The sequence below is a fragment of the Pseudomonas sp. SJZ079 genome (assembly GCF_007993865.1).
Lineage (GTDB): Bacteria > Pseudomonadota > Gammaproteobacteria > Pseudomonadales > Pseudomonadaceae > Aquipseudomonas.
The window spans coordinates 72,486-85,398 of the sequence record NZ_VIUH01000012.1 but is presented as its reverse complement, the minus strand read 5'-3'; the positions used below and the strand labels follow the sequence as shown (position 1 = coordinate 85,398).

13 protein-coding genes are annotated in these 12,913 nt (G+C 60.8%); 4 read left to right on the top strand and 9 right to left on the bottom strand.

Features of this window, described 5'->3' with window-relative positions; all coding sequences use genetic code 11:
• From lepA to rpoE, 6 genes are all read right to left on the bottom strand, one after another.
• Positions 1–1,800, bottom strand: a complete 1,800-nt coding sequence (lepA, locus tag FBY03_RS12810) for a translation elongation factor 4 (RefSeq protein WP_147172756.1) — start codon at positions 1,798–1,800, stop codon at positions 1–3.
• Positions 1,801–1,949: 149 nt separating this feature from the next.
• Positions 1,950–3,380 carry a DegQ family serine endoprotease gene (locus FBY03_RS12805; RefSeq protein WP_147172809.1) on the bottom strand — a complete coding sequence of 477 codons (1,431 nt, stop codon included), beginning with the start codon at positions 3,378–3,380 and terminating at the stop codon, positions 1,950–1,952.
• A gap of 36 nt (positions 3,381–3,416) precedes the next feature.
• Positions 3,417–3,872, bottom strand: a complete 456-nt coding sequence (locus FBY03_RS12800) for a SoxR reducing system RseC family protein (protein WP_147172755.1) — start codon at positions 3,870–3,872, stop codon at positions 3,417–3,419.
• The gene (locus tag FBY03_RS12795) at positions 3,869–4,822 is read right to left on the bottom strand and encodes a MucB/RseB C-terminal domain-containing protein (protein WP_147172754.1); all 954 of its coding nucleotides are present in this window, start codon (positions 4,820–4,822) and stop codon (positions 3,869–3,871) included. Before FBY03_RS12795 ends, FBY03_RS12800 begins: the two co-directional genes overlap by 4 nt.
• 8 nt (positions 4,823–4,830) lie before the next feature.
• Complete coding sequence (locus tag FBY03_RS12790; RefSeq protein ID WP_147172753.1) at positions 4,831–5,421, bottom strand: sigma-E factor negative regulatory protein; 591 nt, start codon at positions 5,419–5,421, stop codon at positions 4,831–4,833.
• Positions 5,422–5,452: 31 nt separating this feature from the next.
• Positions 5,453–6,034: an RNA polymerase sigma factor RpoE gene (rpoE, locus tag FBY03_RS12785; RefSeq protein WP_147172752.1), complete on the bottom strand. Its 582-nt coding sequence runs from the start codon at positions 6,032–6,034 to the stop codon at positions 5,453–5,455.
• Between the two features lie 378 nt (positions 6,035–6,412).
• On the opposite strand from rpoE, the gene nadB reads away from it, so the two are divergent.
• Complete coding sequence (gene nadB / locus FBY03_RS12780) at positions 6,413–8,029, top strand: L-aspartate oxidase (protein ID WP_147172751.1); 1,617 nt, start codon at positions 6,413–6,415, stop codon at positions 8,027–8,029.
• Here nadB and FBY03_RS12775 read toward each other — a convergent pair.
• A complete protein-coding gene (locus FBY03_RS12775) occupies positions 7,998–8,450 on the bottom strand; it encodes a protein YgfX (protein ID WP_147172750.1) in 453 nt (150 codons plus the stop codon). The two genes, nadB and FBY03_RS12775, sit on opposite strands and share 32 nt — an antisense overlap.
• Complete coding sequence (locus FBY03_RS12770; RefSeq protein WP_025166075.1) at positions 8,434–8,688, bottom strand: succinate dehydrogenase assembly factor 2; 255 nt, start codon at positions 8,686–8,688, stop codon at positions 8,434–8,436. The genes FBY03_RS12775 and FBY03_RS12770 overlap by 17 nt, the downstream gene beginning before the upstream one ends.
• 190 nt (positions 8,689–8,878) lie before the next feature.
• Between FBY03_RS12770 and FBY03_RS12765 the strand changes: the two genes are divergently transcribed.
• The 3 genes from FBY03_RS12765 (at position 8,879) to FBY03_RS12755 (ending at position 11,518) form a co-directional block, all read left to right on the top strand.
• Positions 8,879–9,820, top strand: coding sequence for a folate-binding protein YgfZ (locus tag FBY03_RS12765; RefSeq protein WP_147172749.1), 942 nt, complete (start codon positions 8,879–8,881; stop codon positions 9,818–9,820).
• Positions 9,821–9,861: 41 nt separating this feature from the next.
• Positions 9,862–10,698, top strand: coding sequence for an HDOD domain-containing protein (locus tag FBY03_RS12760; RefSeq protein ID WP_147172748.1), 837 nt, complete (start codon positions 9,862–9,864; stop codon positions 10,696–10,698).
• A gap of 64 nt (positions 10,699–10,762) precedes the next feature.
• Positions 10,763–11,518, top strand: coding sequence for an ABC transporter substrate-binding protein (locus FBY03_RS12755; RefSeq protein ID WP_147172747.1), 756 nt, complete (start codon positions 10,763–10,765; stop codon positions 11,516–11,518).
• Here FBY03_RS12755 and FBY03_RS12750 read toward each other — a convergent pair whose 3' ends face one another.
• A complete protein-coding gene (locus tag FBY03_RS12750) occupies positions 11,519–12,910 on the bottom strand; it encodes a sensor histidine kinase (protein WP_147172746.1) in 1,392 nt (463 codons plus the stop codon).
• Positions 12,911–12,913: the final 3 nt, after the last annotated feature.

The following is a 12,913-nucleotide window of genomic DNA, read 5'->3' as shown; positions in this document are numbered from 1 at the left end:
CTAACTATCCAACCTGAGTACCGCAAGGAAGGCTTCTTGTGGAATTTCCACGTTACCGACTTGCTTCATCCGCTTTTTACCGGCCTTCTGTTTTTCCAACAGCTTGCGCTTACGGCTCACGTCGCCACCGTAGCACTTGGCCAATACGTTCTTGCGCAGCGCCTTGACGGTCGTTCGCGCCACAATCTGCCCGCCAATGGCGGCCTGGATTGCCACGTCGAACATCTGCCGCGGAATCAGCTCTTTCATCTTCTCGGTCAACGCACGACCTTTGTAGTTGGCGTTGTCGCGGTGCACGATCAACGCCAGGGCGTCGACTTTTTCGCCGTTGATCAGCACATCCAGCTTGACCAGGTTAGCTGACTGATAACGATCGAAGTGGTAGTCCAGCGAGGCATATCCACGGCTGGTCGACTTCAGACGGTCGAAGAAGTCGAGGACCACTTCGTTCATCGGCAAGTCATAGGTCACCTGTACCTGGGACCCCAGAAACAGCATGTCATGCTGTACACCGCGCTTTTCGATACACAGGGTGATGACGTTACCCAAGTGTTCCTGCGGCACCAGAATGCTGGCCCGGACGATAGGCTCGCGCATATCTTCGATGCTCGACACATCCGGCAGCTTGGACGGGTTATCGACATAAATCGTTTCACCGGTCTTGAGCACCAGCTCGAAAATCACTGTCGGCGCGGTGGTGATCAGGTCGAGGTCGTACTCGCGCTCAAGCCGCTCCTGGATAATCTCCATGTGCAGCATGCCGAGGAAACCACAGCGGAAGCCAAAGCCCAGCGCATCGGAGCTTTCCGGGGTGTACTGCAACGAGGAATCGTTCAGCGTGAGTTTTTGCAGCGCCTCACGGAAGTCTTCGAAGTCGTCGGAGCTGACCGGGAACAGGCCCGCATAAACCTGCGGTTGGATGCGCTTGAAGCCTGGCAGCACTTCGACATCCGGCGTCGAGCTCAGGGTCAGGGTGTCGCCCACTGGCGCACCGTGAATGTCCTTGATGCCGGCGATAATGAAGCCTACTTCACCGGCTTTCAGGTCAACCGTGGCGCTGTGCTTAGGATTGAATACGCCGACGCTGTCCACCAGATGAATCTTGCCGGTGGATTTAACCAGCACTTTATCGCCCTTCTTGATCCGCCCATGACGCACGCGAACCAGGGAGACAACGCCCAGATAGTTGTCGAACCAGGAGTCGATGATCAACGCTTGCAACGGATCTTCGATATTCCCAGTTGGCGCTGGAATGGTGTGAACCAGGCGCTCCAGCACTTCGTCGACACCCAGGCCCGTCTTGGCACTGCAGGTCACGGCATCAGTAGCATCGATGCCGATGATTTTTTCGATTTCTTCTTTGACGCGATCAGGATCGGCCTGCGGCAGGTCGATCTTGTTCAGCACAGGCATGACTTCGAGGCCCTGCTCGATGGCGGTGTAGCAGTTGGCCACCGATTGTGCCTCGACGCCCTGGCCGGCATCGACCACCAGCAAGGCGCCTTCGCAGGCGGCCAGTGAGCGGCTGACTTCATAGGTGAAGTCGACGTGACCGGGGGTGTCGATGAAGTTCAACTGGTAGGTTTTGCCGTCCAGCGCTTTGTAATACAGGGTGACGCTGTGCGCCTTGATGGTGATACCGCGCTCACGTTCCAGGTCCATGGAGTCCAGCACCTGGGCTTCCATTTCGCGCTCGGACAAGCCACCACACATCTGGATGAAGCGGTCAGCCAGGGTGGACTTGCCATGATCGATATGGGCGATGATGGAGAAATTGCGGATATGACTCAGGTCACTCACAGGACAGCACTCGAAAAGGCCGCAGGCAACTGCCCGCCGAAAATAGCCGGGAAGTGTACCCGATAGGCGTCGCACGCGTCACGCCCAGGCGCCAATTGGCAGCCATGAAAAAGGGCGATCCAGATCGCCCTTTTTCGCGCTTGAGCGATTTACTCCGCCAATTTGAAGGTAATGAAACTGGCGCGCCCTTGCCGCAACACACGCATCGAAACCGAACGATTTCTCGGCAAGTCCTGCGCCACCTGAGTGAATGTTTTCGCCGAATCGATCGCCTGATTGTTCAGATGGGTGATCACATCGCCCGGACGCAGACCAATCATCGCAGCCGGACCATCCAGCACTTCCTTGATCACCACGCCGCCTTTCAGGTCGAGGCCTTTCTTCTGCTCTTCCGTCAGCTCAACTACCTTGACCCCCAGGCGATTGCTGCTGCGCTCCACGCCTGGGCCTTCGATACCCGCCAGCTCCTCACCTTCCTCCGGCAGAGCGGCGATGGCCACCTGCAGCTTCTTGCGGGCACCGTCGCGCACTACGTCCAGCTCGGCCTTGCTACCAGGCTTCAGCCTCCCGACCAGATGCGGCAGATCCGCCGACATGATGATCGGCTGGCCATTCAGGTTGAGAATCACATCGCCCACCTGCAGGCCGCCCTTGGCAGCAGGACCACCCTCAAGCACCTGAGCGACCAACGCACCGGCAGGCTTATCCAGCCCGAAAGACTCGGCAAGGTCCTTGTTCACTTCCTGGATGACCACACCCAGCCAGCCGCGACTGACCTTGCCGCTGGCCTTGAGCTGATCGGCCACATCCATTGCAACGCTCATCGGAATGGCGAAGGACAGCCCCATGAAACCGCCGGAGCGGGTAAAAATCTGTGAGTTGATCCCCACTACTTCACCCGCCAGGTTGAACAGCGGGCCGCCGGAGTTACCTGGATTGATCGCCACATCGGTCTGAATGAACGGCACATAGCTTTCACTGGGCAGGCTACGTCCCTTGGCACTGACGATACCGGCAGTCACCGAATGATCGAAACCGAACGGCGAACCAATCGCCAAAACCCATTCTCCGACCTTCAGATCCTCGGATTTGCCTATCTTGACGGTCGGCAAGTCTTTGCCTTCGATTTTCAGCAAAGCCACATCGCTGCGCGGATCAGTGCCGACCAGCTTGGCTTCCAACTCGCTGCGATCAGACAAGCGCACAATGATTTCATCGGCATCGGCGATCACATGGTTATTGGTCAGCACATAGCCATCGGCCGAAATGATGAAGCCCGAGCCCAGCGACTGCGCCTCTCGCTGACGTCCACCGCCAGGGGCACGCGGTACCTGTGGCATATTGCGCTCGAAGAACTCGCGAAACATCGGCGGCAGGCCTTCCAGATCGGGGATGGTCAGCTGACCGTCGGCAGTCGCCACACGCTCGGGAATCTTCTGCCGCGTACTGATATTTACCACTGCAGGCGAGGCTTGTTCGACCAGCTCGGTAAACTCCGGCAAATCCGCCTGCGCAGCAACCACCTGTCCCAACAATAAAACTGCAAGCAACGCGGAAAAAGTTTGTTTCAGACTAGGCATCGACATACAACTCCCCATTCAGAACCAGCAAAAGACTTAAAATAAGCCCGCAGCACCTACCAGCAAAGCGCGCAACACCACCGGCTGCAAGGCCGGATCGCTCGCGGTGCGAACGCTGCGCCAGCGCACCCCAAACCAGGATGCAGCAAAGCCTAGAAAGCTGGCCAAAATTACCAGCGGCTCGGCCAAACCCAGTTGCTCCGCCAGCAGCGCAGACGCGAACAAGCCTAACAGGGGGAACAGGTAAACCAGTAGCGAGCCACGCACCAACAAATCCTCGCGCACGCCGAGCACCACACCATCCCCGACCGCTAGCTGCAAATCGCACAGCGCGCGCACATAACCACGTCGACCGCTTACGCCCAGCTTATCCAGCAAACCCTGACCGCAACCCGCATTCGCCGAGCAACTGGAGCAGGTACTCTTGCGCAGGGTCTCGACCCAAACGGCACCTGGCTCGACAGCCACCACCCGTCCCTGCTCTTCAATCATGGTGTGACCTGCTCAGCGGCTGCGCGCATCGACAAGGCGACCCGCTCGGCGGTACCCAACGGAATCTCACCGACTACCGTGACCATCACATCGCCGTCGCCGGTCGACAGACGCCGGGAAACCGCAGCGGTCGGCCCTAACTGGCTGCGCGCATCCTCGACCGTAGCACCACGCAGCGGCTCCATGAACACGGAAAAACGCGCCAGTCCGTCGTCATACAACAAGCACGCTACTTGCTCATCCGAAGCAGGACTACGTCGCAGGGTCGTTCGGCTCAAAACAAAACCTGGTGGCAGCCAATCGGAGCGCCAAGTCTGCGCGTCGGAGACCTTCGTCTCAGTCACCCGCACCGGACGGCACTTTGCACTCGGCTGCAACGCCTCATCCGGCGGAACCGTAGTAACGTCCAAGCGAGTGAACTGGAAGCGCTCGAGTAACTGCCCCTTGTCGTTTAACAACAGGGACTTCAGCGGCAAACCGCTCTCCCTATCCAGGTGCAGTTCAACGCCATAGCGGTGCTGATCGCGCGGCCGCAACCCCAGCACTACGGCATCACGCCCGGCCACTCGGGATTCACCGATGACTTTCAGGTCGTACCATTCCGTCAACTGTTGGGCATTCAGCTCGCGCGCCGGCCAACTCTGACTATCGATTACCTGATCGGACAAAGTACCGCTGACGCACTCGGCACGCCCATCGACACGCAGCACCTCCTGCGCAGGACCATCCAACTGCAAAAGGCGCTCGCGCACGACACCGCCCTCTTCCACCCGATGCCACATGCTGTGGGTGGAGAAGCTGCCATTACGCTCATACACGAAAGTGCCTTGGTAGTTTTGGCTGCGCTCAGCTTCAGCCAAACGTTGCAGCCAATCTTGCGCTTCGGCAGCGACGGCGGGAAACGCCAGCCAACTGCCGAGAATAAAGGAGGTAACCGGGATAAAGCGCATGCGTCTCCTTAACGGCTTTCCAAACTTGCCGCACGCGCATACGGCAGCGCACTTTCGTTACCATTCATCGCTGCCTGTTGAGCGTGTTGGCGCAGGTAAGCAGGTAACCGTTGCTCATGCCAGCCCGACGAAGTCTCACCAGCAGCCTGGGCGGAAGCCTGCTGCGCGCCGTCGATACTGAAGCCCGCCAGCATCGCTGGACCCTGCATCTGCGGAGTCGTCAGTGCTGGCTGAGCAGCTTGCTGCGCCATCTGAGCTCCCGTGACTTCATCCTGATTATACAAACGTACGCCAGCCAACACGGCAACCGTTACCGAGGCAGCCACAGCCAGACGACCGACAACGTGCCACGGACCACGAACCGCCTTGTTCGCCACCGGTACCGCTTCATCGGCCAACGCAGCGGAGACAGCCGAGGCAATATCCAGACGCGGCTCCAGCAATTCTTTATGCATCACCGCTCGAGCGATCTGGTAGCGCGACCACTTGGCGAGCATCTCGGCGTCGTCACTCGCGCCGAGCACACGCCGTAATTCCAACTCGTCCGCTTCGTTATCCATCACCGCGGACAGCGATTCCTGTAGGGCTTCACGACTCATTGCGGTTCCTCTCTTGGCTGTCGCCGCTGTCTTAGGTTTCCTGTAGCAAAGGCTGCAGAGACTTATCAATAGCCTCGCGCGCCCGAAAAATACGTGAACGCACGGTGCCTACCGGACACTGCATAACGCTCGCAATGTCCTCGTAACTGAGACCATCAAATTCACGCAAGGTTAGGGCCGTACGCAAATCTTCTGGCAATTGCTGGATGCTGCGATGCACGGTGGCCTCGATCTCATCCCGCAGTAAAGCTCGTTCTGGTGACTCGATGTCCTTGAGGGCGTGATCGCCCTCATAGAACTCCGCATTCTCAGCGCTTACATCACTGTCTGGCGGTCGCCGACCTCGCGACACCAGGTGGTTCTTCGCCGTATTGATGGCGATGCGGTACAGCCAGGTATAAAAAGCACTGTCACCGCGAAAATTAGCCAGCGCCCGGTATGCCTTGATAAAGGCTTCCTGCGCCACATCCTGGGCCTCATGGCTGTCGTGCACGAAACGCACGATCAGCCCGAGAATTTTGTGCTGATACTTCAGCACCAACAGATCAAATGCTCGCTTGTCTCCGCGCTGTACGCGCTCGACCAGCTGCTGATCCTCATCCTGGGCTAGCATGAACACTCCTCATTGAACCCAAAGGGGTGCAGCACCTGCCAGCGAATCAGCTTGCCAAGATAGACCTGGGCGTTGCGCAAAAGTTCTCCCCCTTTTAAAACAAGCTTCCTGCAGAACCCTTTCAGCCCCGCACGGAATAACGCAGCCAAGACCCTGGCCCTGCTGCGCAATAATCTTAGATCGTCCACCGGCCACTACAGGAAAGCTCACACAGGGCTTTCAAGCAGACGACAAACAGACAGTGCCCCTCTATGGGTGACCGTTTATGGAACCTGAAAGACTAAGAAAGTTCCTCAAAGGCACGGGCGGTCATAAGCCCGCTATTGTGCCGCGCCCCCCCTCTATATACTAGGAGCCGCTTACTTGCGGAATCTAGACATGAGCCAACATTATCAACACGACATCCTGGTCATAGGCAGCGGTGCAGCAGGCCTGACCTTGGCCCTGAGCCTGCCTGAGCACCTGCGTATCGCCGTGCTGAGCAAGGGCAGTCTGGCTAATGGCTCGACTTACTGGGCCCAGGGTGGCGTGGCAGCCGTACTGGATGATCTGGATACCGTCGAATCGCATGTCGAAGACACGCTGAATGCCGGCGGCGGTCTATGTCGCGAGGAGAGCGTGCGTTTCACCGTGGAGCACAGCCGCGAAGCGATCCAATGGCTGATCGATCAAGGCGTGCCCTTTACCCGCGACGATGAAACCGCGCGCGAAGATGGCGGCTTCGAGTTTCATCTGACCCGCGAAGGCGGCCACAGCCACCGGCGCATCATTCACGCCGCAGACGCGACTGGCGCCGCCATTTTCAATACCCTGCTGGAACGCGCCAAACAGCGAAGCAATATCGAGTTGCAGGAACAGCGCGTGGCAGTCGATCTGATTACCGAGCACAAGCTAGGACTGCAAGGGCAGCGTTGCCTAGGCGCCTATGTGCTCAATCGCGCCAGCGGTCAGGTCGACACCTACCACGCGCGCTTCGTCATTCTCGCCACTGGCGGCGCGGCCAAGGTGTATCTCTACACCAGCAACCCGGATGGCGCCTGCGGCGACGGTATCGCCATGGCCTGGCGGGCGGGCTGCCGGGTCGGCAATCTGGAGTTCAACCAGTTCCACCCGACCTGCCTGTACCACCCGCAGGCGAAAAGTTTTCTGATCACCGAAGCACTGCGCGGCGAAGGCGCCCTGCTCAAACTGCCTAACGGTGAACGCTTTATGCAGCGTTTCGATTCGCGCGCCGAACTCGCCCCGCGCGACATCGTCGCCCGCGCCATCGACCACGAGATGAAGCGCCTCGGCGTGGACTGCGTCTACCTGGACATCAGCCATAAGCCGGCAGAATTCATCAAATCGCACTTCCCGACCGTCTATGAACGCTGCCTGGACTTCGGCATCGATATCACCCGCGCGCCGATCCCGGTGGTGCCAGCGGCGCACTACACCTGTGGCGGCGTGGTCGTCGACCAGAACGGACACACCGACGTACCCGGTTTGTATGCCATTGGCGAAACCAGCTTCACCGGCCTGCATGGCGCCAACCGTATGGCCAGCAATTCGCTGCTGGAATGCTTCGTCTACGCCCAGGCCGCCGCCGCCGACATCGCGCTGCAGCTGGACCAGGTGACGATGCCGGCCAACCTGCCAGGCTGGGACGCCAGCCAGGTCACCGATTCGGACGAAGACGTGATCATCGCGCACAACTGGGACGAGCTGCGGCGCTTCATGTGGGACTACGTCGGCATCGTACGCACCAACAAGCGCCTGCAACGCGCCGAGCACCGGGTGCGCCTGCTGCTCGATGAGATCGACGAGTTCTACAGTAACTACAAAGTGAGCCGCGATCTGATCGAGTTGCGCAACCTGGCCCAGGTCGCCGAACTGATGATCCGTTCGGCCATGCAACGCCACGAAAGCCGCGGCCTGCATTACACCCTGGATTATCCGCAGCTGCTGGCCGAAGCCAAAGATACTATTCTGCAGCCGCCCACCTACGACGACTGAACTTCAGCCGCACCCGCAGGCGTCGATGGGCATCGCGGGCCATGGCGTCACGCGGAATGCACAGGGCACGCACCCGCCACTCGCCTGCCAGGCGAAAACGCAGCACCACGGCCAACGGCAGCGCCAGGCTGTCTCTGCGCAACTGGATCGCCTGCCAACCTGCTGCCGCACTCTCCAGCTGCCAACCCTCGGCATTGCAGCGCAAGGCGCTGAAGGCCCGCGGCGAACTCAGCAGAATATGCCGAGGCAGCACCCAGATGGCGTGTATCAGGCAAAACCCGACGCCAAGCAGCAGCGCCCACAGCGGAATATCGACGAGCAGCACGCTGATCAATGCCAAGCCCTGGACCAGCGCATAGAGCGCCAGCAGCTGCCGCGATGGCCGCCACTGGCACTCGAAGCCGTCACTTGGGTTGGACACGATCCAGAATCATCCGAACCATGCGCTTCAGGTCGGCATCTTCCGGCTCGCCGCGCTGCATGAACCAGCCGAACATGTCCTGGTCTTCGCATTCGAGCAGCTTGCGGTAACGCGCCTGATCCTCGGCATCGAGGCTCGAGTAAACCTCTTTGACGAACGGCACCAACAGCACGTCCAGTTCCAGCATGCCGCGGCGGCTGTGCCAGAACAGGCGATTGAGTTCAGTCGAATCGACCATGAAAGGGGTCCTTGAATTAGCCAGGCATTGAATGAGCCCGGCAGTATAACGGCGAAAGCCAGCGCTGTTGACCCGTTCGGGCGACCGGCTGGCCGAGGCAATGCCGGGTTACGACGGCAGTCGCTGACAAGCCCAGGTGCGCCCTCTATGATGACGCCCCTAACCTCTATCCAGCGACCCCCTATCTCCCATGGCCGATACCGCGTTTTTCAGCCCCCTCAGCCACGAAGGCGTCCTCGCCGTTCGCGGCCCTGACGCCAGCAAATTCCTCCAGGGCCAACTGACCTGCAACCTCAATTACCTGAACGAGCACAGCTCCAGTCTCGGTGCGCGCTGCACACCGAAGGGCCGCATGTTGTCGAGCTTCCGCATCGTCAGCGTGGAGGATGGTTACTTGCTGACCATGGCCCGCGAGCTGGTCGAGCCGCAACTGGCCGACTTGCAGAAGTACGCGGCATTCTCCAAATCCAAGCTCAGTGATGAAAGCGCCGCCTGGGTGCGCTTTGGTCTGAGTGACGGCGATGGCGCACTGGTCGGCCTTGGCCTGGACTTGCCCCAGACCAGCGACAGCGTCGCGCGCGCCAATGATCTGCTGGCGGTGCGCCTGAGCGATGGCCGCGCCGAACTCTGGGCTCCGGCGAGCGCAGCCGACACCCTGCATAACCGCCTGGCCGCTCAACTACCGGAGGCCGCGCTAAATCGCTGGATATTGGCCCAGGTGCGTGCTGGCGTCGGCCAGGTCCTGGGCAACACCCGCGAATTGTTTATCCCGCAGATGCTCAACCTGCAGGCGCTGGGCGGCGTCAGTTTCAAGAAAGGCTGCTACACCGGCCAGGAAATCGTCGCCCGCATGCAGTACCTGGGCAAGCTCAAGCGTCGCCTGTATCGCTTGAGCCTGGCCGGCGAGCAGTTGCCAGAGCCGGCCACCGAGCTGTTTTCCCCGGTGCACAATTCCGCCATCGGCGAAGTCGTGTTGGCCGCACAGAGCGACAAAGGTATTGAGCTGCTTGCCGTGTTACAGCAGGATGCGGTGACCGACGGACGCATTCACCTCGGCGCCCCCCAAGGCCTGCCGCTAGAGGTGCTCGATCTGCCCTACACCCTGGATACCGACCGCGAAATTCAACGCTAATCCTTTCCCACACGTTGCCCGACTGACGAAGAGAACCGTGCATGAGCAAGCTTGCCGAGAAAGTCCAACAGGAACTGCTCCAGGCCATCGAGAACGATGACCTGGTACTGCCCACCCTGCCGGAAGTTGCCCTCAGGGTGCGCGAAGCAGCGGAAGACCCGGACATTGGCATTCCGCAGCTGAGCAAAGTGATCGGCAACGATGCAGCGCTGACCGCGCGGATCATCAAGGTGGTGAACAGCCCACTGTTGCGTACCAACCGGGAGATTACCGACCTGCAGATGGCAGTCAGCCGCCTGGGCATCAACTACACCTGCAACCTGGCTACCGGTCTGGCGATGGAGCAGATGTTCCAGGCCACGTCCGACGTGGTCGACCGCAAGATGCGTGAGGTGTGGAACAAAAGTACCGAGATCGCCGGCATCTGCCATGTGCTGTGCCGTCATTACACGCGCTTGCTCCCGGACCAGGCGACCCTCGCCGGCCTGGTGCACCAGATCGGCATATTGCCGATCCTCACCTACGCCGAAGAGCACAATGAGCTGCTGGCCGACTCGATCAGCCTCAACCATGTGATCGAGCAGATTCACCCGATCATCGGCGACAAAATCCTGCGCACCTGGCAGTTCCCCGAGCTGATCACCCAGGTGCCGAGTCAATACCTCGACTTCACGCGCGACAGTGCCAAGGTCGACTACGTCGATATCGTTCAAGTCGCCACGCTGCAAAGCCACCTGGGCAGCGAACACCCTTACACCCAGCTGGACTGGAGCAAGGTGCCGGCATTCAGCAAGCTCGGCCTCGACCCGAATGTCGACATGCAGGCCGATGAAGACCTCTCCGCGGCGATGGAAGCGGCCATGAACATGCTGCAGTGAGCTGACAGCGGCAGGGGTCAATCCTCAGCCTGTTCAGCGTCGTCTCGGTTAAGGGAAGAACCGTATGCGCCTTGTGATCCTGTTGATTTCCTGGTTTCTCGCGAGCGGCGTGGTGGCCGATACGCTACGCCTGACCAGCGGCGAGTGGCCGCCGTTTCTTGGTGCAGCGCTGCCGAACCAGGGCGTTGCCTCGCGCATAGTGGCGGAAGCCTTTGCCCTCGAAGGCGTCGAGGTGCAGTGGGAGTTCCTGCCATGGGCTCGCGCAATGCAGCTGGCCGCACAGGGGCAACGCGCCGGCACTGCGGTGTGGCGGCGCAACGCCGAACGCGAGCGACAGTTTTTCATCAGCGAGCCGATACTTAAGACCCAAACTCATCTATTTCATCGCAAAGCATTCGACTTCGACTGGCAGACCGTGGATGACCTGCGCGGTGTGCGTCTCGGCGCCACTCGCGGCTATTTCTATGGCAAGGCCTTCAATCGGGCCGAGAAGGCGGGAGAGTTAAATATTCGGCGGATCAATAGCGACGAAGTGGCTCTACGCCAATTGTTGGCGGGACGCATCGAGCTTTTCCCGATCGCCAAAACGGTCGCCCTGGACTTACTGGCGCAGCACTTCACTGTCGCCGAGCGGGCGCAGCTGAGCTTTCACCCCAGAGCGCTGAGCCGGCACAACCAGCATCTACTGCTGTCACGCCAGGTGGCCGGTAACGCCGCAATGATCGAGCGCTTCAACCGGGGTCTGGCGCGGCTGCGTGACAGCGGCAAGATCGCGCAGTACCTGCTGGAAGCCCAGCAACCGCTGAGCGCGACACACTGATCAGGCGCCTGCCGGCGCGAACTCCACCCGCACCAACAGGCCGTGCGGCAGCACCTGATGCAGGCTGATACGCGCCTGGTGCGCACGACAGATCTCGCCGACTATGGCCAGCCCCAACCCCGCCCCCGAGCTGTGCGCACTGCGCCGGTAGAACCGCGCGAAGACCTTCTCACGATCCTCTTCGGGGATCCCCGGTCCATCGTCCTGCACCTCCAGCACACCCGACTCCAGCACGCGCATCAGCACATTGCCGCCGGCAGGGGTGTGGGCAAAGGCGTTGTCCAGCAGATTGCAGAGCAGCTCATTGAGCAAGGTCGGCTCGCCGCGCAGCCACACCGGCCGCTCGGCCTCCAGTGCCAGGGCGATGCCGCGCGCGTGGGCCAAGGGGGCCAGCGCCAGGCCCTGCTCGCGGGCCAGCTGACTGAGGTCGAGGCGTTGCGCCCCGCCTTCGGCAATTGCCCGCGCGCCGCTCTCGATGCGGGCCAGGGAGAGCAGTTGATTGGCCAACTGGGTGAGTCGATCGGTGTTGGCTGCGGCCTCCTCCAGCGTGTCGCGCCACACTGCCGGCTGTTCGCCGCGCAGGCCCAGCTCGACCCGCGCCTTGAGCGCCGCCAAGGGCGTGCGCAGCTCGTGGGCGGCATCGGCGATAAACTGCGACTGGCGCTCGAACAGGCCGCGCAGCCGGTCGTTGAATTGGTTCAAGGCATTCACCAGCGGCCGCAACTCGCGCGGCAACTCGGCGTCCGGCAAAGGGCGCAGGTCGTCACTGGCGCGCTCGATCACGCTGCGTCGCAAACGCTCCAGCGGCCGCAGCGTGGCACTCACCGCCAACCACACCAGCAGCAGTGCGCTGAGCGACAGCAGCCCCATGCGCCACAGGGTACCGAACAGCAGCTCGCGGGCCATGCGCTCGCGTGCCCCCAGGGTTTCGGCCACACGGATCTCGGCCATGCCATTGAGCTGCGGCTCGCTGACCGGTTGCAACAGGCTGACCACCCGCACCCCCTGGTTGCGGTAATCCGCATCGTAGAAATGCGCCAGCGCCGGATAGTCGTCGGTGCGCGGGGTGCCGCGCGGAGTCGCCGGCAAATCCTCGTAGCCGGAGACCAATCCACCGTGCAAATCCAGCACCTGGTAGTAGATGCGTCCAGCACTGTCGTAGGCGAAGGTGTCCAGGGCGACGTAGGGCACGTTGGCCTTGAGCGTACCGGCATCGCTATACAGCCCGTCGGCAATCGCCCGCGCCGACGCCAGCAGGGTACGGTCATAGGCCGTGTCGGCGGCGCGGCGGGCACTCCAATAGGCGCTCAGGCTGCTGAGCAACAGGATCAGCGCCAACAACACAGCCAGACGCCTTAACAGTCGCCCGCGCAGGCTCCCGGTTTCAGCCATCGA

Bases quoted from the DNA above. Each gene is read 5' to 3' on its own strand.
- FBY03_RS12805 (WP_147172809.1), bottom strand. From the start codon at position 3,380: ATGCCTAGTCTGAAACAAACTTTTTCCGCGTTGCTTGCAGTTTTATTG.
- FBY03_RS12800 (WP_147172755.1), bottom strand. From the start codon at position 3,872: ATGATTGAAGAGCAGGGACGGGTGGTGGCTGTCGAGCCAGGTGCCGTT.
- FBY03_RS12795 (WP_147172754.1), bottom strand. From the start codon at position 4,822: ATGCGCTTTATCCCGGTTACCTCCTTTATTCTCGGCAGTTGGCTGGCG.
- FBY03_RS12790 (WP_147172753.1), bottom strand. From the start codon at position 5,421: ATGAGTCGTGAAGCCCTACAGGAATCGCTGTCCGCGGTGATGGATAAC.
- rpoE (WP_147172752.1), bottom strand. From the start codon at position 6,034: ATGCTAGCCCAGGATGAGGATCAGCAGCTGGTCGAGCGCGTACAGCGC.
- nadB (WP_147172751.1), top strand. From the start codon at position 6,413: ATGAGCCAACATTATCAACACGACATCCTGGTCATAGGCAGCGGTGCA.
- FBY03_RS12770 (WP_025166075.1), bottom strand. From the start codon at position 8,688: ATGGTCGATTCGACTGAACTCAATCGCCTGTTCTGGCACAGCCGCCGC.
- FBY03_RS12765 (WP_147172749.1), top strand. From the start codon at position 8,879: ATGGCCGATACCGCGTTTTTCAGCCCCCTCAGCCACGAAGGCGTCCTC.
- FBY03_RS12760 (WP_147172748.1), top strand. From the start codon at position 9,862: ATGAGCAAGCTTGCCGAGAAAGTCCAACAGGAACTGCTCCAGGCCATC.
- FBY03_RS12755 (WP_147172747.1), top strand. From the start codon at position 10,763: ATGCGCCTTGTGATCCTGTTGATTTCCTGGTTTCTCGCGAGCGGCGTG.
- FBY03_RS12750 (WP_147172746.1), bottom strand. From the start codon at position 12,910: ATGGCTGAAACCGGGAGCCTGCGCGGGCGACTGTTAAGGCGTCTGGCT.